Annotated in this window: 17 protein-coding genes; 9 read left to right on the top strand and 8 right to left on the bottom strand. The window is 43.5% G+C overall.

Translation table 11 applies throughout. The annotated features are described in order from the left end of the window. Positions 1-103 precede the first annotated feature (103 nt). Positions 104-1879 (bottom strand): aspartate--tRNA ligase, encoded by a 1776-nt coding sequence (gene aspS, locus L1070_RS06500; RefSeq protein WP_237124924.1) that lies wholly within the window; start codon positions 1877-1879, stop codon positions 104-106. Between the two features lie 171 nt (positions 1880-2050). On the opposite strand from aspS, the gene L1070_RS06495 reads away from it, so the two are divergent. Then, positions 2051-2899: a DUF72 domain-containing protein gene (locus L1070_RS06495; protein ID WP_237124922.1), complete on the top strand. Its 849-nt coding sequence runs from the start codon at positions 2051-2053 to the stop codon at positions 2897-2899. Between the two features lie 31 nt (positions 2900-2930). Here L1070_RS06495 and L1070_RS06490 read toward each other — a convergent pair whose 3' ends face one another. Continuing rightward, positions 2931-3344: a GFA family protein gene (locus L1070_RS06490; RefSeq protein WP_237124921.1), complete on the bottom strand. Its 414-nt coding sequence runs from the start codon at positions 3342-3344 to the stop codon at positions 2931-2933. Between the two features lie 77 nt (positions 3345-3421). On the opposite strand from L1070_RS06490, the gene L1070_RS06485 reads away from it, so the two are divergent. Continuing rightward, entirely contained in the window at positions 3422-3925 is a 504-nt protein-coding gene (locus L1070_RS06485) for a YgjP-like metallopeptidase domain-containing protein (RefSeq protein WP_237124920.1), read from the top strand. Here the strand turns inward: L1070_RS06485 and L1070_RS06480 are convergent. Together L1070_RS06480 and L1070_RS06475 are read right to left on the bottom strand one after the other, a co-directional pair. Then, positions 3905-5176: an oligosaccharide flippase family protein gene (locus L1070_RS06480; RefSeq protein ID WP_237124919.1), complete on the bottom strand. Its 1272-nt coding sequence runs from the start codon at positions 5174-5176 to the stop codon at positions 3905-3907. The genes L1070_RS06485 and L1070_RS06480 overlap by 21 nt on opposite strands. Positions 5177-5191: 15 nt before the next feature. Beyond that, the gene (locus L1070_RS06475) at positions 5192-5878 is read right to left on the bottom strand and encodes a DUF3334 family protein (RefSeq protein WP_237124918.1); all 687 of its coding nucleotides are present in this window, start codon (positions 5876-5878) and stop codon (positions 5192-5194) included. A gap of 115 nt (positions 5879-5993) precedes the next feature. Between L1070_RS06475 and cmoA the strand changes: the two genes are divergently transcribed. From cmoA to L1070_RS06450, 5 genes are all read left to right on the top strand, one after another. Further along, positions 5994-6719: a carboxy-S-adenosyl-L-methionine synthase CmoA gene (gene cmoA, locus L1070_RS06470; RefSeq protein WP_070984909.1), complete on the top strand. Its 726-nt coding sequence runs from the start codon at positions 5994-5996 to the stop codon at positions 6717-6719. Between the two features lie 10 nt (positions 6720-6729). After that, positions 6730-7698, top strand: coding sequence for a tRNA 5-methoxyuridine(34)/uridine 5-oxyacetic acid(34) synthase CmoB (cmoB, locus tag L1070_RS06465; RefSeq protein WP_237124917.1), 969 nt, complete (start codon positions 6730-6732; stop codon positions 7696-7698). A 164-nt stretch (positions 7699-7862) separates the two neighbouring features. Further along, complete coding sequence (gene purM / locus L1070_RS06460) at positions 7863-8915, top strand: phosphoribosylformylglycinamidine cyclo-ligase (RefSeq protein WP_237124915.1); 1053 nt, start codon at positions 7863-7865, stop codon at positions 8913-8915. Beyond that, positions 8915-9562: a phosphoribosylglycinamide formyltransferase gene (purN, locus tag L1070_RS06455; protein WP_237124913.1), complete on the top strand. Its 648-nt coding sequence runs from the start codon at positions 8915-8917 to the stop codon at positions 9560-9562. The genes purM and purN overlap by 1 nt, the downstream gene beginning before the upstream one ends. Beyond that, positions 9507-10271, top strand: a complete 765-nt coding sequence (locus L1070_RS06450) for a DUF3108 domain-containing protein (RefSeq protein ID WP_237124911.1) — start codon at positions 9507-9509, stop codon at positions 10269-10271. The genes purN and L1070_RS06450 overlap by 56 nt, the downstream gene beginning before the upstream one ends. A gap of 60 nt (positions 10272-10331) precedes the next feature. Here L1070_RS06450 and L1070_RS06445 read toward each other — a convergent pair whose 3' ends face one another. Next, a complete protein-coding gene (locus tag L1070_RS06445; protein WP_237124910.1) occupies positions 10332-11096 on the bottom strand; it encodes a class II glutamine amidotransferase in 765 nt (254 codons plus the stop codon). A gap of 267 nt (positions 11097-11363) precedes the next feature. On the opposite strand from L1070_RS06445, the gene L1070_RS06440 reads away from it, so the two are divergent. Next, positions 11364-12023 (top strand): hypothetical protein, encoded by a 660-nt coding sequence (locus L1070_RS06440; protein ID WP_237124909.1) that lies wholly within the window; start codon positions 11364-11366, stop codon positions 12021-12023. Positions 12024-12117: 94 nt separating this feature from the next. Here L1070_RS06440 and L1070_RS06435 read toward each other — a convergent pair whose 3' ends face one another. Together L1070_RS06435 and L1070_RS06430 are read right to left on the bottom strand one after the other, a co-directional pair. Beyond that, positions 12118-13500 (bottom strand): Na+/H+ antiporter NhaC family protein, encoded by a 1383-nt coding sequence (locus L1070_RS06435; RefSeq protein WP_237124907.1) that lies wholly within the window; start codon positions 13498-13500, stop codon positions 12118-12120. 92 nt (positions 13501-13592) lie between these two features. Next, the gene (locus L1070_RS06430) at positions 13593-13745 is read right to left on the bottom strand and encodes a hypothetical protein (RefSeq protein WP_237124906.1); all 153 of its coding nucleotides are present in this window, start codon (positions 13743-13745) and stop codon (positions 13593-13595) included. 268 nt (positions 13746-14013) lie between these two features. Between L1070_RS06430 and L1070_RS06425 the strand changes: the two genes are divergently transcribed. After that, complete coding sequence (locus L1070_RS06425; RefSeq protein WP_070984895.1) at positions 14014-14250, top strand: hypothetical protein; 237 nt, start codon at positions 14014-14016, stop codon at positions 14248-14250. 70 nt (positions 14251-14320) lie between these two features. Here L1070_RS06425 and topA read toward each other — a convergent pair whose 3' ends face one another. Beyond that, positions 14321-16960 carry a type I DNA topoisomerase gene (gene topA / locus L1070_RS06420; protein WP_237124905.1) on the bottom strand — a complete coding sequence of 880 codons (2640 nt, stop codon included), beginning with the start codon at positions 16958-16960 and terminating at the stop codon, positions 14321-14323. Between the last annotated feature and the right edge of the window lie 120 nt (positions 16961-17080).

Raw genomic sequence — 17080 nt, 5'->3', positions numbered from 1 at the left:
ACTTTCTTTAGGCGCAAAGACAAACCCAGAGCCAATAAGTGAAACTAACATAGCGCAAATAAAAAAGGCGACCTGAGGCCGCCTATTTTAATAAAATCAACAGTTATTCGTTGTCGATTTTTGCTTGTTCAACACTAATCGCAAGTTCTTTAAGGGCATCAGGATTGGCGACGCTTGGCGCATTAGTCATTAAACAAGACGCTTGAGTTGTTTTCGGGAATGCAATGACATCACGGATATTGTCCGTCCCACATAGCAACATCACTAAGCGGTCTAAACCAAACGCTAAACCAGCGTGTGGCGGCGTGCCGTACTTCAATGCATCCAACAAGAAACCAAATTTATCTTGTTGTTCTTGTTCGTTGATCCCTAAGATCCTGAACGCGGCCTGCTGCATCTCATTGTTGTGAATACGCACAGAACCACCACCTACTTCATAACCGTTTAAGACCATGTCGTACGCGTCAGATATTGCAGATGCGGGATTTGCTTCCAAGTCTGCCGCTGAAATGTCCTTCGGCGCAGTGAACGGATGGTGGACCGCGTGTAGTGTTCCTTCGTCATCTTCTTCAAACATTGGGAAGTCAACAACCCAAAGCGGTGCCCATTTTTTCAAATCTGTCAGTTCAAGGTCCAAACCAACTTTTAGACGTAACGCACCCATTGCTTCGTTAACCACGTTGCGCTTGTCAGCACCGAACAGGATAATATCGCCTGTTTGTGCGTTGGTACGCGTTAGTAACGCGTTGATCACTTCTTCATTTAAGAATTTAGCGATCGGTGACTGCACACCTTCTACACCAGCTGCGCGGTCGTTAACTTTCATCCACGCCAGACCTTTCGCACCATAGATGCCAACGAATTTGGTATATTCATCAATTTGCTTGCGTGACAGCGCAGCACCGCCAGGTACAGTTAATACAGCGACGCGACCTTTGTCATCGTTTGCAGGACCAGATAGTACTTTAAACTCAACATCTTTCACTAGATCGGCAACGTCTACCAATTCCATCGGGTTACGTAAATCAGGCTTATCTGAACCAAAACGACGCATCGCTTCGCTGTATGCCATAACTGGGAATGCACCCAAATCAACGTTCAGTAATTCTTGCCACATTTCACGGATCAATTGCTCTGTCACAGCACGTACTTGATCTGAGCTCATGAATGAGGTTTCAATATCAATTTGTGTGAATTCAGGTTGACGGTCAGCACGTAAGTCTTCGTCACGGAAACACTTAACGATTTGGTAGTAACGGTCAAAGCCCGACATCATCAACAACTGTTTAAATAATTGTGGAGACTGAGGCAAAGCGTAAAAACTTCCTTTGTGTACTCGGCTTGGTACCAAGTAATCACGCGCACCTTCAGGTGTCGCTTTAGTCAGCACTGGTGTCTCAATATCTAAAAAGTCATTGTTGTCTAAGAAGCGGCGTACAAAGCTGCTGGCCTTGGCGCGTAATTTAATACGGTCGCTCATTTCTAAACGACGTAAGTCAAGATAGCGATATTTTAAACGACGCTCTTCAGAGTTTTGTTGATTAAAATCCAGAGGCAGCGGTTCAGAACGGTTAACAACCGTCAGTCCAGTACCTAAGATCTCAACTTCTCCGGTTGCCATATCTTTATTCACCTGACTGTCAGGACGAGCGCGAACCACTCCCCTAACCTGTACACAGAACTCTTGACGCAACGTGTTTGCTGTGTCCATTAACCCTTCAACTTCTGGGTCAAAAACAACTTGCACTAACCCTTCACGGTCGCGCAGGTCGATAAAAATCAAGCCACCTAGGTCACGGCGTTTATTGATCCAACCGCATAGTTCTACTTCTTGTCCAACATGGCTTTTGTTTAAATTTCCGCAGTATATAGAGCGCATAGTATTCCTGTGTCTCAGTTACACAAGACCGGTAACTGGCATTAATATGAAAAATTATCGGCGATTATATAAAATTCCTTGTCTGAATGTCATCCTCGATCCGATTTTGTTTCTAAAATTCGTCATCTTTATTACACTGTCGCTATTAGCGGACTTATAAAACTCGATAACATGTTATATCTTGGTTGCCCACAATGGAGCGCAGCTCATTGGAAGGGACGATTTTTCTCTTCCCACTGCCAACACAGCCAAATGCTTCAAGAATATGCACAAATTTTTAATTCTGTTGAGGGTAATACTAGCTTTTATGCCGATCCAAAACCCAGTTCTATTGCTAAATGGCGCAATGATGTGCCAGCTGATTTCAAGTTTACGTTTAAAATTCCCAAACGTATTTCTCACGAACTGGCGTTACAAAACTGCCAGCGTGAGCTTACTCGTTGGTTAACTCTTTTCGAACCCATTTTTGATAAAGTCGGTCAAGTGATGCTGCAACTGCCCCAAGCCTGTAGCCCACAATTTTTACCTCAGATAGAAGCGTTCTGTGCCCTACTTCCCAAAGAGCTGCCACTGGGCATTGAAATCCGCCATCTGGCATTTTTTGACAAGGCTTATCATGAACGCTGTTTCAATCAGTTCTTAATTAACAATCAATACAATAGAATTATGATGGATACACGCCCCCTATTTAGTGAGGCCGCTACAAACGAGGCGATTATCGATGCACAAAGAAAAAAGCCACGCGTGCCATTACATGTTATTGCCACCGGTAACGCGCCAGTTTTGCGCTATGTTGGCTGTTCTGATTTGCAAGCCAACCGTCAGTTTTATGCACCATGGCTAAAGAAAATTAATCACTGGTTAGATGAAGGCAAAACACCCTACGTCTTTTTTCATACTGCTGATAATTATGATGCGCCACTGTTGGCCAAGCAATTTATTGAAGATCTTAACCGCCCAGAAGTTAAACTTGGTGAATTCCCAGCACAGCAGCAGCCACAGCAAACAAGTTTACTGTGATCAATTTTCCCACTCATGTAGTAACGTGCTATTAGTTTTTACCACGACTAGGCTCAAACCCGTTGTATTGTGGCAACTTAACATCAAGGTCTTCCCAGTTCGCTTTGCTGCTTACAAAGTTATGTGACATAGGCCGCTCATCAATGTCTGAATCGAGAATACCTAGGCGTAAGCGTAGCTTTTGCGGTAAATCCGAGTTTGAACTGAACAATGGACTGGCGCAATTGGCGCAAAAGTGGCGTTTTCTACCTGGCTTAAACTCAAAATGCTTAATTGCATCCTGACCACGAACCACCTGTAGCTCATCACTATTTACAAAACCGTTTGTTGCAAACGCGGTGCCCGTGGACTTTCGACATAATGAGCAATGACAATGAATGATGTCGCTGATCCTACCGGTGATATTCAATTGAACTTTGCCACACAAGCAACTAGCCCTATACATCCCGTTATCCTTGTTGTCGTGTTTATTAATGAATTCGATTATAATAAGCCGCTGTAGCATGTACCAGAATTAAAACCATGAATTTCTCACATTATTTTCTTCAATACCCGGAACACATTCAAACTCAGGTTCAGCAACTGATCACGTCGGGTAAGATAGAGCACTATTTCAAGAACAAGTACCCACATGCTCACCAACTGCAAAGTGAGAAATCATTGTATGAATATACCAATAAGCTAAAGCAGCGCTATTTAAAAAATGCGCCCAATTTGAACAGTGTTAGGTATAAAAAGCAGAGTGATTTGGTAAAAAATGCTTTGGGAACGCACACTTTTAAAAGCCATCAACATGGCGGAAAGTTAAAAGCAAAACATGAAATAGCCATTGCAGAGCAATTGAAAAACGCCCCAGAAGCTTTGCTCAAGGTACTAGTTGTTCATGAGTTGGCACATTTTAAAGAAAAAGATCACAACAAAGCATTCTATCAATTGTGTTGTCATATGGAGCCTGAATATCATCAGCTAGAGCTAGATTTACGATTATTCCTAGTGCTTCAACAACTACAACTGAGCTTTTATTGAGCGCTTGGTCAATCCAAGCAATTGCTCAAAATCAAGATAGCCGAGCTTTATCACCAACCAAGTGCGCAGCACCGCACCCAGCACAAAACCAAAGCAAAAGGCCCAAGCGATACCCAACAAGCCAAATTGTGCCTGACAATACCAAGCAACTAATACCGTACCGGCTGTTGCAAATAACAACACCCATAGATTATAAAGTGGCTCACCTAGTAAATTGATAGTGCTGCTAGCACATACCCTCAAAGGGGTGACCAACTGCGCTAGCAACAAAATCAGTAGTAGCGTATGACCGGACTCCATTTCAGGCTCATGGTACAATGCCAGTAAGGGATACGCTGCGATGGCAAGTACAGATACAAACACTAAATTGCACAACCAAAACCAGCGCATGGTCTGAGCTATCTCAGCGCTGTCTGGACGCTCTTTCAGTAGCATCGGCTTCAATACCATACCAAACGCGTTGGATAATATAGCCATCAACCCAGCAATCACCACAGCAGGATAAAACACACTGACTGCTTTTGGACCTAACCAATGATGTACAAGCAGTACATCGAGTTTAGCGACCAGCGCAACACCCGCCCCACTTGCAAGCAACCGCAACGATGATTTACACCAATGCTTGGTTTGATACGCCGGTTGGTCTTTTTTCAGCAGCGGGAATATCAATGCGAACTGTAGTATTACCACAATACTGATGCTGGCTATCAGTGCTTGACAGACCATTTCAAGGTGTAATGGTCCTTGGCTAAAATACAAGTAAGCGCAACTAGCAGCCGTAAATATTTCAAACAGTGACTGCTGTGTCAGCAAACCGCGCCGCTTGGCATCAAGCGCAATTAAAAATGTTGCCTGACACTGCATAAGTGCTCCAAGAGGAACTATTAAAACTAGGTACTCTAAATGCTCATTTGCCAGTTGGTGAGGAGAAAATAGCGCGTAGCCAAACAGCACAATGGCAGCAAAAATAAGCCCAAAGCTCAATGCAACTGCTAAGTAAACTCGTTTTAGCCCTTGTAACAATGCATGTTGCTGGCTTTTAAACAAAGGATGCGCAATACGCATAAGCGATGACGCAAAGCCCATGCTAGCAGGTAAAAGAAGCACTTCGCATAGTGCGAGTAAGGCGGCAAACGTGCCAAAATGTTCGGCCCCCATAAAACGGGCCAACAGCAAAGTCATAATAACTCTGCTGACATGGTTGAGCCCCGTAAAGGTGCAAAGTGATAGAACGTGCTTTAAAACATCCATGTTGGGTGAATAACTCTACAGACCTAACTCCGACATAAAATCGTCATCTGCTACATCCGCATCATCTGCTGCCTGCTTCTTGCTCTGTTCTTCATTTTTTGAAGCCTGGCGTTCTATGATTGTATCTGGGTCTACCGATTCGGCGATATCAAAGTCATGTAGTTTGATAAACTCGGTTTTATCCATTGCCAGCTCTAGGTAGAAAATATTTTGATTCTGAGTGGTAAAAGTAACTCGACGCGCTTGTGGGCGGTCCATCGTGGTATCTACAGAGATCTGTACCTGCTTGTTAATCGCCATCATCTTCGGCTGATTTTGGGTGATTGACGTATGCAACTGTTCACGTACTTTGCTGGTGAAATCCCCTACAATTTGGTTCATCAACTCACCCATCACATTGGATACATCATCAGACAAGTGACTATTCGCTATCTCATCTTCTGGCATACCCATGCTGCGCATGTAGTCTTGGTAGATTTCCATCGCCGCTTGTGCTGTAAAGTTGGTCACGACAAGGCCTGTAAACCCACCATCAAACAATACAAAACACCCAATGTCAGGGCGCATACACGTACGGGTAATTTTTTGCACCATCGCTGAATATGCTATTTGATTGCCACTTGCCGAAGAGAGGACCTCGGTCACAGAACGACACAAAGTTGATAATATGTCTTCAGTACTAACTACTTTATTTCTCGCCATTATTTGTCTCTTTTTTACTTCTTATCATTAATAGTAGCCAAGCTACTCAATTTATCACTGACTATCCAGCATAAAATGGTAAAATAGCACGATTATTTGGTAAGAGAGATAAAATGTGACTGGCAAAGACAGTATTTATGCCACTGAGCAACAGGTAAAAGATTTCAGCTTTGACGCCAATGTCGTTGAAGTGTTTCCGGATATGATACAACGCTCAGTCCCAGGGTACGCCACGATTGTAAGCACCATGGGTAAACTAGCTGGGCAATTCGCTCAAAGTAACTCAAATTTATATGATCTTGGCTGTTCTTTAGGCGCTGTAACGCTGAGTATGCGCCGCAACATTGCAAAGGAAAATTGCCAGATCATCGCTGTGGATAACTCACAAGCTATGGTCGAGCGCTGTAAAATGCATCTTGGTGGCTTCAAATCTGATGTGCCTGTGGATGTGCAACTTGGTGATATCAATGAGCTTGAGATTAGCAACGCCAGTGTTGTTGCCATGAACTTTACCCTGCAATTTATCCCACAAGAGCAGCGTTTAGCGGTTTTACAAAATATTTATAACGGCCTTAAACCGGGTGGTATCTTGTTATTAAGTGAAAAAATCAAAGGTGAAAATGACGAGCAAGATAACTTGCTGATCGACTTACATCATGATTTTAAGCGCCACAATGGCTATTCTGAGCTAGAAATTAGCCAAAAACGCACTGCGATTGAAAATGTCATGCGCCCTGATAACTTGAGCACACATTTAACTCGATTAAGTGACATTGGTTTTAAGCAAACACAGGTTTGGTATCAGTGTTTTAACTTTTGTTCAATAATAGCGATTAAGTAACGGAGAAAAGATGAACAACTGGTTTACCGACTTTTATGCAGCCATCGCAAAAAACCAACTGAGCCATTGGCTAAATACCCTGCCAGCTCAGCTTACGCACTGGCAAAATGAGGCACAGCACGGTGACTGGCCACAATGGGAAAAGGTTTTGAAAAACCTGCCAGAGTCAAATACTCAGCACATTAATATTGTTGATAAAGTTGAGTTTGGCCTTGCAGGTGAGCTTTCTGAGGGTCACAAAAAGCAGCTCTCTCATTTGCTTACGCGCATGATGCCATGGCGTAAAGGCCCATTTCATATCCATGGTATTCATATTGATACTGAATGGCGTAGCGACTGGAAGTGGGATAGGCTACTGCCACATATCAGTGACTTGCATGGTCGAACCGTTTTGGATATTGGTTGTGGTTCTGGTTATCACTTATGGCGTATGCGTGGTGCTGGCGCTGAGTTTGTGGTGGGCATAGACCCATCGGATCTATTTTTATCTCAGTTTCAGGCTATCAAACACTTCAATCCCGACCCTAACGTGCACCTGCTGCCACTGGGTGTAGAGCAACTGCCACAGCTAAAAGCGTTTGATACGGTGTTTTCTATGGGCGTACTGTATCATCGCCGCTCACCGATAGATTTTCTATCACAGCTTAAAGCGCAACTTCGTGCAGGTGGAGAACTAGTACTTGAAACGCTTGTTATCGAAGGCGACGTCAATACGGTGTTAGTGCCAACTGATCGCTACGCAAAAATGCGCAATGTCTGGTTTATTCCAAGCACTGCTGCACTAACTTTATGGCTTGAACGTGTCGGTTTCAAAGACATCAAAGTGGTAAATGAAGACATTACATCTGTTGATGAGCAACGTCGTACCCCTTGGATGCAAACGGAATCGTTGGCTGACTTTTTAGACCCTAATGACATCACGAAAACCATTGAAGGCTACCCTGCGCCACTGCGCGCTATTCTAACTGCCAAGGCCTAAGGTTCGTAGTAACTCTGTGCAGGGATTTCCTCCAGCATTCCCTGCACACACTGCTAATTTTTTCCACATGCGATTAAGTGATATTTCAACTAGCCCCATATGGGCAATTGTTGTAAAATACGCGCGTTTCTAAGCAACCCATAAAGCAATTTTGAGGAAAACCTGTGAGCGAACAAAAACAGTCTCTTAGCTACAAAGACGCAGGCGTAGATATCGATGCGGGTAACGCATTGGTAGAGCGCATAAAAGGCGTAGTGAAAAAAACTCGTCGTCCAGAAGTAATGGGCGGAATTGGTGGTTTTGGTGCACTATGCGAACTTCCAACTGGTTACAAAGAGCCTGTATTAGTTGCTGGCACAGATGGTGTGGGCACTAAACTTCGCCTCGCTATCGATTTGAAAAAACACGATACGGTAGGTATCGATCTAGTTGCAATGTGTGTAAATGACCTAATCGTCCAAGGTGCTGAACCCCTATTTTTCTTGGACTACTACGCAACTGGTAAACTAGATGTTGACGTAGCAGCCGATGTCGTAACAGGTATTGGTACAGGCTGTGAATTGTCGGGTTGTGCGCTAATCGGTGGCGAAACTGCTGAAATGCCAGGCATGTATGAAGGCGATGATTACGATATCGCTGGCTTTTGTACTGGTGTAGTTGAAAAGTCAAAAATCATTGACGGCACCAAAGTTGCCGCGGGTGATCAGCTGATCGCTTTGGCTTCAAGTGGTCCACATTCAAATGGCTATTCACTTATCCGTAAAGTATTAGAAGTATCAGGCGCTGATACAAACGCTCAGTTTGAAGGTAAAACCTTAGGTGAGCACCTATTGGAACCTACTCGCATCTACGTTAAATCAATCTTAGAACTGCTTAAAGATGTAGACGTTCATGCACTATCGCACATCACAGGCGGTGGCTTCTGGGAGAATATTCCTCGTGTATTACCTGAGTCAGCCAAAGCCGTTGTTAAAGGCGACAGTTGGCAATGGCCTGCTATTTTCAACTGGCTACAAGAAAATGGCAACATCAGTACCCACGAAATGTATCGCACATTCAACTGTGGTGTTGGCATGATCTTAGTTGTTCCAGCTGACAAACTAGCACAAAGCCTTGAAATATTAACCGCGCAGGGCGAGCAAGCTTGGCATATTGGCGAAATTCAAGATGCTGTTGCAGGTGAAGAACAAGTTGAGATTTTAGGTGGTAAGGCCTAATGTCAAACACTCGCTTAGTAGTATTGATCTCTGGTAGTGGTTCAAACCTGCAAGCCATCATAGATGCCTGTCAGAGCAATCAAATAAAAGGCGAGGTAGTTGCTGTTATCAGTAACAAAGAACAAGCTTATGGCTTAACACGTGCCGCTAATGCGAGCATTGAAACCAAAGTGTTAAGTCATAAAGCATTCGCTACACGTGAAGATTATGACGTCGAGCTGGCCTCTTTAATCGACTCTTTTAATCCAGATTTAGTTGTATTAGCTGGATTTATGCGTATTCTAACTCCTAGCTTAGTGCAAAAATTTAAAGGGAAAATGTTGAACATTCACCCTTCTTTGTTGCCTAAGTACCAAGGGCTGAACACCCATCAAAGAGCGATAGATGCAAAGGACGACGTACACGGTGTTAGCGTACACTTTGTAACGGAAGAGCTGGACGGTGGTCCGGTGGTATTACAAGCAAAGGTTCCTATCTTAGCTGACGATACCGCACAAACACTGGCACAGCGGGTTCACGAACAAGAACATATTATCTATCCCTTGGTGGTCCAGTGGTTCAGCGAACACAGACTAACTATGGAAGCAGATTATGCCGTTTTTGATAACCAACCCCTTCCAGCCCAAGGCGCAACCTACCCAGAATAATAAAATATGCGCTTGGCTACTTGGCTTAAGCGCTATTTTCTCTTGCTCTATCATTGCCAACCCGCTTGTTTCTTATAACGCTGAATATCAAGTGTCTCGCAAAGGCTCGGTAAAAGGTACCGCCGTTCGCGAACTGAAATTACTTGATCAAAATACCTATCAATTGAAATATCAAAGTGACATCGATATTTTCATTTTCTCCGATGAGCGTGAAGAAGTATCAACATTTACCTTAAAAGATGGGAAGGCGGTTCCGCTCAGCTATAGCATGGTGCGTACAGGTACCGGTAGAGATATCAATCAACACATCACCTTCGATCACAAAAACCAATTGATCACCTCGAGTAATGAAAAGTATCCGCTAGATGTAAAATGGATAGCCGATCAGCAGGATTTACTCACTTATCAGCTACAATTGCGTCAAGAGCTCAAGGCCGGTAAACAAAAGTTCAGCTACCCAATCATCGATAATAAAGGCAATCAACGCATTTATAACTTTGTGGTAGACGGCGTAGAAACCATTACCTTGCCCGTTGGCAATGTTGAAACGGTGCGAATTAAGCGTTTATACGACAACGACAAACGTCAAGCAACCGTTTGGCTAGCACCTGAATACGACTACATGGTGGTCAAAATGTATAAAGGTAAAGAAGGGGTTGAGCAATTCCAGGTTCAGCTAACTAAATACGAAAAACAAACAACGATGTAAACAACATGGGTAGCAGCATGAACGCTATGCTACCCAGTTTCCAAAACCTCAATGGGAATGCTAGATTTTCTCACCCATTTTAAACAACACAAACTCCCCTTCCTGCATTTTTTGCCACTGCTCATCGTTGGTCAAAGGGCGAGTGGCTATCACGGTGACCACGTCATTAGGTGTCGTTTCTTTTTGAAAGTCCACTACCATGTCCGCGTCAATCAATGTTGCTTTTCCAAAAGGTGCACGGCGAGTGATCCAATGTAAATTGTTAGTACAATACGCCAATACATAAACGCCATCAGTTAGTAGCATATTGAATACTCCTTTGGCCCGTAGCGTATCGGCAAGCTTAGCTGCATAACGAAACACCGAGGCCATGTTTGAAGGGCGTTTAGGATATTTCTGGCGGATCTTGTCTAACAACCAGCAAAAGGCCAGTTCACTATCGGTGTTACCCACTGGGCGATAAAATTCAGGTTTCAAATCGTTATAGTTAGATAGCTGCCCATTGTGCGCATAAGTAATTTCTCGCCCCCATAGCTCCCTGGTAAATGGATGGGTGTTTTCCAAACACACACGACCACGATTACCCTGTCGGATATGACTTATCACCGACACACTTTTTATTGGGTAGGCTTTAACCAGCTTAGCAATTTCTGACTGACAGCTTGGTTCTGGGTCTTTAAAGGTTCGACATCCCTTTCCTTCATAAAAGGTAATTCCCCAACCGTCTTTATGAGGCCCGGTATTCCCCCCACGCTCCAAAAGGCCTGAAAAACTAAAACAGATATCTGTTGGGACGTTCGCCGACATGCCCAATAACTCACACATTAAATAAAACCTCTTTAAAATAGTGGAAACACCATCGTATTGACTAAACATACCTATGTTTTGGATGGTGCTATGGTTACGATTACTTTTTCTTATGTGTAACCCATGTTGGCATTATGTCTCACTCACACACCTTCGTAAACAAGGCGGTCTATTTAATCGTATTGAGTGGTGCCGTCCTTTATTCAGTATTTATAACTTTACAATATTGACTACAAATGTAATCTATAGCAACATAGGATTACAAACGTAATCAAATGGCAGATCATGAAAGCACTTTTCCCCCTATTACTGGCATTGCTAATAGCTGCTTGCCAAAGCCCAGTTATCCATATTTACTCGCGTGATTTATCGCAGGCGCAACATGCAAAAATACAAGCCCTTCTTGAAATTGAAAAAGTTCGCTATCAATTTACTAATTTGCAATCACCAGAACGATACAATCAACCGAGTTTGCTATATCACCCACAAGATAGTGATCAAACACTCATCAGTGCCGTTGAACGCGTAGTGAAAGGAATGGGTTATGAGGACTTAAGCATTCAGGTGTTTAGCAAAGATAATCATTATTATACGCAAGGTAATATGGGATTATACTTCCCTACCAAGACGCGCGAAGTTGTAGTGCCTGACTTATTGTTTACGCACGAATGCGCCGATATTGATATGCAAATTCAAATGAAACACACTGGTCAATGGGTAGCGCGTAATCAAACGGACCTCAAAGGTAAATGGCAATACATTGAACCGTATTTAACCTTGCTTTGGTTCGATGGCGCTGGAATGGTACAGCAAGCATATCAGGGTAAAACTCACACAGTAACCACCAAGCTGGGACAGAGAAATGCTGTAACTTTCTCTGCCCTCGGTCATCGTAGTTATCCACTTCCCATACTCAATTGTGATTTGCAGGCGGTTTTTATGTAATGTGCCTTATCAGATCAGTTAAGTGACAAGCAGATTAGATAAGCAAACCGACATCTAACAAATTATGGGCACCTTAAAGATGCCCTTTGTAGCTTTAAGCCATCAACAAGAAACCGATAAACGCTATCACCGCTGCAATGAGTGCATAAGGTAATTGTGTCACCGCATGGCTAATCAAATTACAGCCTGAACCTTGCGCTGCTAACACCGTGGAATCCGAGTAAAAGCACGCTTGACTACCAAAAGAAGATGCCGACAGCAATGCGCCTATTACTAGCGCCGTGTTTGCTTCAACCGCCACGGCTAACGGCATTACAATTGGGATTGTAACAGCAAAAATTCCCCAGCTCGACCCTGTAGCAAACGCTAGAATCGCCATCGATAAAAATACCATTGCAGGTAGTAACTGCGCAGTCATATATGGACTGAGCGAATTGATCACATACTGAGGTAGCATTAACTGATCGCACACATCTTTAAAGATAAATGCGGCGATAACCGTGCCAATTGCTGGCAACATGCATTTAAAACCATCGATCATCTGCTCAAGCATGTCAGCAAGAGGCATTAGTCTTTGTGCTAAGTAAAACGGAACTGTAACCGCCAATGTCGCTAGCAAACCTTTCCATACATCAATATCAAAGTACACCGTAAATGCCACAAGTAAACCGATAGGCAACAAAAAGTTATAAAGCTTACCTTGCTCATCTGCATGCTCGAACTCCTGCTCTATCGCCTTTGCAGCATAGTCGTCTGGTGTGTGTACGTCAGTCAAGTCTACTTGCTCTAAAGCAGGCTGCCCTTGACGCGCGGCAAGTTCCGCACGCTTCATCGGCCCAAATAGAGGGATGATACCCAGAGCAACGAGTGGCACCATGATCACGGCAACCCAAGCATACAGCATGTAAGGTATCGCCTGCATATAAGTGGTTATGCCCAGCCCTTGCTCCGCAACCCCGTTGTCGACCAACAACCCACCAAAAAACACCGCCCATGTAGACAGTGGGACCAGCACGCAAATTGGCGCGGCTGTTGAGTCCACCACATAGGCCAGCATTTCACGAGAGATCTTGAATTTATCAGTGACTCTACGCATGGTTTCGCCAACCGTTAGCGCGTTTAAGTAGTCATCAATAAAGATAACAACCCCTAAAAGGTAAGTCATTAATAGTGAAGACTTACGCCCTTTAGCCATTTTTAATGCATTGCGACCAAAGGCCAGCGCGCCACCTGTACGTACTAACAACGCGATAAGCGCGCCAAAGCTGCCGCATACTAGGATTAGCCAGCCAATGGTCTCATCTGCCATCACTTTGAGCGACGCATCGGCAAAATTGGGTAAAATAGTTCCCACATCTACTAACGCCAAACCCACCAAGGCACCAATAACAAGCGCTAAAATCGGTCTGCGTAGCAAAATGGCAAGGGTTAAAACAACGATAGGTGGAATTACACTAATAACACTAGGCTCTGTCATTCAAAATCATCCCAATATTATGACTACAGTAAAAAACAATGGCCGCTACGTATTGTGAGCGAGTATCTGCTTAATATTGGGTTGACCAGTGATTAGTATGGCCCTTCTTGAAACATCAGCGAGAAAATAAACAGTAATTCATTTTTCGTCAATTTCTTTTTTCTGCTGACATTGAGTTGCCAAGTATGGCTGCTGCTGAAAATAAAAACTATTGCAGCAAGCAAATTAATAAAAGTGTTCTTCATATCGATTTGCTTCTAGAGAGATATTGTTTTTCCCATGTTGTCGAAGTGCTGAGTCTAGAGAGTATTTCTCATGTTAAATCAAAATATTAGCCATAGATATATGTCAGCAGCTAATGTCAACCAAGCCTCAATTTTACACTATTGCGATTCATTCAATACGGGAAAGCTAACATCACTTTATTTACTCTTTACGAGAAAATTTTTTCGTTGTTCAACATTAAGTTTTTAGTTTAAAAAGTGCATGTCCAATTAACTTAAGGCAAAAACAATGAAAAAAACACTTCTTGGTATGGTAGCAGCATTCACTTTCGTTGCTACAAGCAGCTTCGCTGACGAGAAAACAGTTGCACCTCAAGAGCTAGTACAAGAGTTTACGCAAATGTGCTTAGAGTGGGCAAATGACGATGGCGTAGACGCACAAGATCTTAAAAAATACGTATTAGATTGTGTGAATGAAGAACTAACAAGCAACAGCTATCAAACAGTAAGTAGTGTTGATATCTGATCTCAGATTTTTATGTCTGCACACCTCATTCAGACTTCACTAAAAAGCCGGGTTTCCCCGGCTTTTTTTATTACTTTTTCTTCTTCGATGCTTTGGTTTCAATCACCCACTTTCCACCTTCATATGTGGCTTTCCAGCCGGTGGCTTTACCATCAACCTCAGTCATAACGTACTGAGTTTTGGTTTTTCGTGAGTAACGCACAACAGCTAGATTACCATCGTCATCTTGTTCTGGTGCATCTGCTAAATAATGGAACTTAGGAGATATTCTATCTTTGAAACGCTTCAGTTCAGCCACTTTTGGTGCCCGAGTTTCTCTCGATTTCGGGAACGTATGAGCGGCTAAGAAAATACCTGACGCGCCATCACGTAACACAAAGTATGCGTCTGACTTTTCACATTCCAGCTCTGGTAAGTGAACAGGATCTTCCTTCGGTGGCGCAGGCTCACCATTTTTAAGTAGCTTACGAGTATTTTTACACGCTTCATTGCTACAACCAAAATACTTACCAAAACGACCCGACTTAAGCTCCATATCTGAGCCACACTTATCGCACTCAATGATAGGACCGTCGTAGCCTTTAATCTTAAATGTTCCCTTTTCAACCACATAGCCTTTACATGCAGGGTTATTACCACATACATGCAACTTACGCGTTTCGTCAATTAGGTATGAATCCATCGCCGTTTCACAAATTGGGCAACGCTTCATCTGCATTAGAGTTTCAGTTTCAACATCTTCAACATCAGCTGCAATGGCCTCATCACCTGACACCAAGTTCATGGTTGTCGTACAACGCTCTTTTGGTGGCAGGTTGTATCCTGTGCAACCAAGAAACACGCCCGTAGACGCGGTACGAATACCCATCTTGCGACTACAGGTCGGACAATCAATATCCGTCTCAACCATCATGTTTTGACGCATGCCACCTTCAGCTTCATCGCCGGAGGCAACTTCAAGCTGTTTTGAAAAGTCAGCATAAAACTTATCTAGCACCTGAGTCCAAACTCGCTCACCTTCGGCGATATCATCGAGTCTATCTTCCATCTTGGCCGTGAAGTCAAAGTTCATCAGATCATTGAAATTCTCAACTAGACGATCAGTAACGATTTCGCCCATTTTCTCTGCAAAGAAACGGCGATTTTCAACTCGTACATACCCTCTGTCCTGAATCGTTGAGATAATCGAAGCATAGGTAGAAGGACGACCTATTCCTCTTTTTTCAAGCTCTTTTACAAGGCTAGCTTCACTGAATCGAGCTGGTGGCTTAGTAAAGTGCTGTTTAGGATCCAGCGCCACCAAATCAATCGCATCACCTTCTTTAACAGCTGGTAATGACTGTTCTTCTTCATTTTTCTTGCGCACAGAAGGTTGCACTTTAGTCCAACCATCAAAACGCATTACGCGACCTTTAGCCTTTAACGTATAATCCTCTGCTGCCACAGTCAGCGTTGTCAGGTCATACTCTGCTGGTGTCATTTGACAGGCGACAAATTGACGCCAGATAAGCTCATACAGCTTCTTGGCATCCGCATCTACCCCTTCAACATGGCCCGACAAAACATTCACATCCGATGGACGTATTGCTTCGTGCGCTTCTTGAGCGTTTTCTTTTGCGCTGTATTTTATTGGGTTGGCAGGTAAATACTTATCACCAAACTGCGAGCCGATATAATCGCGACACATAGCAACCGCATCGTTTGATAGATTGGTTGAATCGGTACGCATATAGGTGATGTAACCGGCTTCATATAGACGTTGAGCCAACATCATGGTTTTCTTCACACCATAACCTAAACGCGTACTGGCAGCTTGTTGCATAGTGGAGGTAATAAACGGCGCGCTAGGCTTACTCTTACTTGGCTTTTCTTCAACCTTTACAACACGGTAAGCACTCTTCTCCAGCTCAGCAACAGCTTGCATGGTTTGCGCTTCATTAACTGGCTTGAAGGCATTACCCTGATACTTTGTAACCTCTAAGCGGATCGGTTGCTTAGCTGCGGTTACATCTGCGTGAATATCCCAAAACTCTTCAGGAACAAAGGCTTTAATTTCTCTTTCACGCTCTACCAGCAATCGTACCGCAACTGACTGTACTCGCCCTGCCGACAAGCCTCTGGCTACTTTTTGCCAAAGTAATGGAGACACCATAAAGCCAACAACTCGGTCTAGAAAACGACGAGCCTGTTGCGCATAAACCATGTCAGTGTTTAATTGCCCTGGGGTTTCAAATGCCTGTTGAATTGCGTTTTTGGTAATTTCGTTAAACACCACACGCTTGTATTTGTCTGGCTCACCACCAATGATCTGTTCAAGGTGCCACGCAATGGCCTCCCCCTCTCTATCCAAATCGGTTGCCAGATAAATGTGGTCAGCATTTTCTGCGAGCTTCTTTAATTCTTGTACCACCTTTTCTTTGCCTGGCAGTACTTCATAGTGGGGTTCCCAGCCTTTTTCTGGGTCAATACCCATACGCGCAACGAGATTCGCGTAATCTTTATTCTTCTTATATATGGCTTTTTCTTCAGGAGACATCTTTCTTACTTCGGCTGGACTTTTAGTAGCCAAGCCTTTTGTCTTTCCTGCACCGGAAGTTGGCAAGTCACGCACATGTCCAACACTGGATTTTACGATATAGTCCTTACCTAAGTATTTATTAATTGTTTTTGCCTTTGCGGGAGACTCTACAATTACTAGCGATTTGCCCATAGCTGCCTATTTTTGACCCATTCTTGTCTGAGTTTTTGCCCGTCTCGGGCGATTAATATTTATAGGTATATCTACAAACACCTATTGTTACAAGCTTTAAATACAATCTTTTAGCTGATT

Source organism: Pseudoalteromonas sp. MMG022, from assembly GCF_021654245.1.
Classification (GTDB): Bacteria; Pseudomonadota; Gammaproteobacteria; order Enterobacterales; family Alteromonadaceae; genus Pseudoalteromonas; species Pseudoalteromonas amylolytica.
Note: the sequence above shows the minus strand (reverse complement) of the source record. Positions and strands in the feature narration are given on the sequence as shown.

What these genes read in the sequence shown, in the direction of transcription:
- L1070_RS06435 (WP_237124907.1), bottom strand. Translation starts at nt 13,500, where the DNA reads ATGACAGAGCCTAGTGTTATTAGTGTAATTCCACCTATCGTTGTTTTA.
- cmoB (WP_237124917.1), top strand. Translation starts at nt 6,730, where the DNA reads ATGAACAACTGGTTTACCGACTTTTATGCAGCCATCGCAAAAAACCAA.
- L1070_RS06445 (WP_237124910.1), bottom strand. Translation starts at nt 11,096, where the DNA reads ATGTGTGAGTTATTGGGCATGTCGGCGAACGTCCCAACAGATATCTGT.
- aspS (WP_237124924.1), bottom strand. Translation starts at nt 1,879, where the DNA reads ATGCGCTCTATATACTGCGGAAATTTAAACAAAAGCCATGTTGGACAA.
- purN (WP_237124913.1), top strand. Translation starts at nt 8,915, where the DNA reads ATGTCAAACACTCGCTTAGTAGTATTGATCTCTGGTAGTGGTTCAAAC.
- L1070_RS06430 (WP_237124906.1), bottom strand. Translation starts at nt 13,745, where the DNA reads ATGAAGAACACTTTTATTAATTTGCTTGCTGCAATAGTTTTTATTTTC.
- L1070_RS06425 (WP_070984895.1), top strand. Translation starts at nt 14,014, where the DNA reads ATGAAAAAAACACTTCTTGGTATGGTAGCAGCATTCACTTTCGTTGCT.
- L1070_RS06485 (WP_237124920.1), top strand. Translation starts at nt 3,422, where the DNA reads ATGAATTTCTCACATTATTTTCTTCAATACCCGGAACACATTCAAACT.
- L1070_RS06480 (WP_237124919.1), bottom strand. Translation starts at nt 5,176, where the DNA reads ATGGATGTTTTAAAGCACGTTCTATCACTTTGCACCTTTACGGGGCTC.
- L1070_RS06475 (WP_237124918.1), bottom strand. Translation starts at nt 5,878, where the DNA reads ATGGCGAGAAATAAAGTAGTTAGTACTGAAGACATATTATCAACTTTG.
- L1070_RS06450 (WP_237124911.1), top strand. Translation starts at nt 9,507, where the DNA reads ATGCCGTTTTTGATAACCAACCCCTTCCAGCCCAAGGCGCAACCTACC.
- L1070_RS06495 (WP_237124922.1), top strand. Translation starts at nt 2,051, where the DNA reads ATGTTATATCTTGGTTGCCCACAATGGAGCGCAGCTCATTGGAAGGGA.
- L1070_RS06490 (WP_237124921.1), bottom strand. Translation starts at nt 3,344, where the DNA reads ATGTATAGGGCTAGTTGCTTGTGTGGCAAAGTTCAATTGAATATCACC.
- L1070_RS06440 (WP_237124909.1), top strand. Translation starts at nt 11,364, where the DNA reads ATGAAAGCACTTTTCCCCCTATTACTGGCATTGCTAATAGCTGCTTGC.
- topA (WP_237124905.1), bottom strand. Translation starts at nt 16,960, where the DNA reads ATGGGCAAATCGCTAGTAATTGTAGAGTCTCCCGCAAAGGCAAAAACA.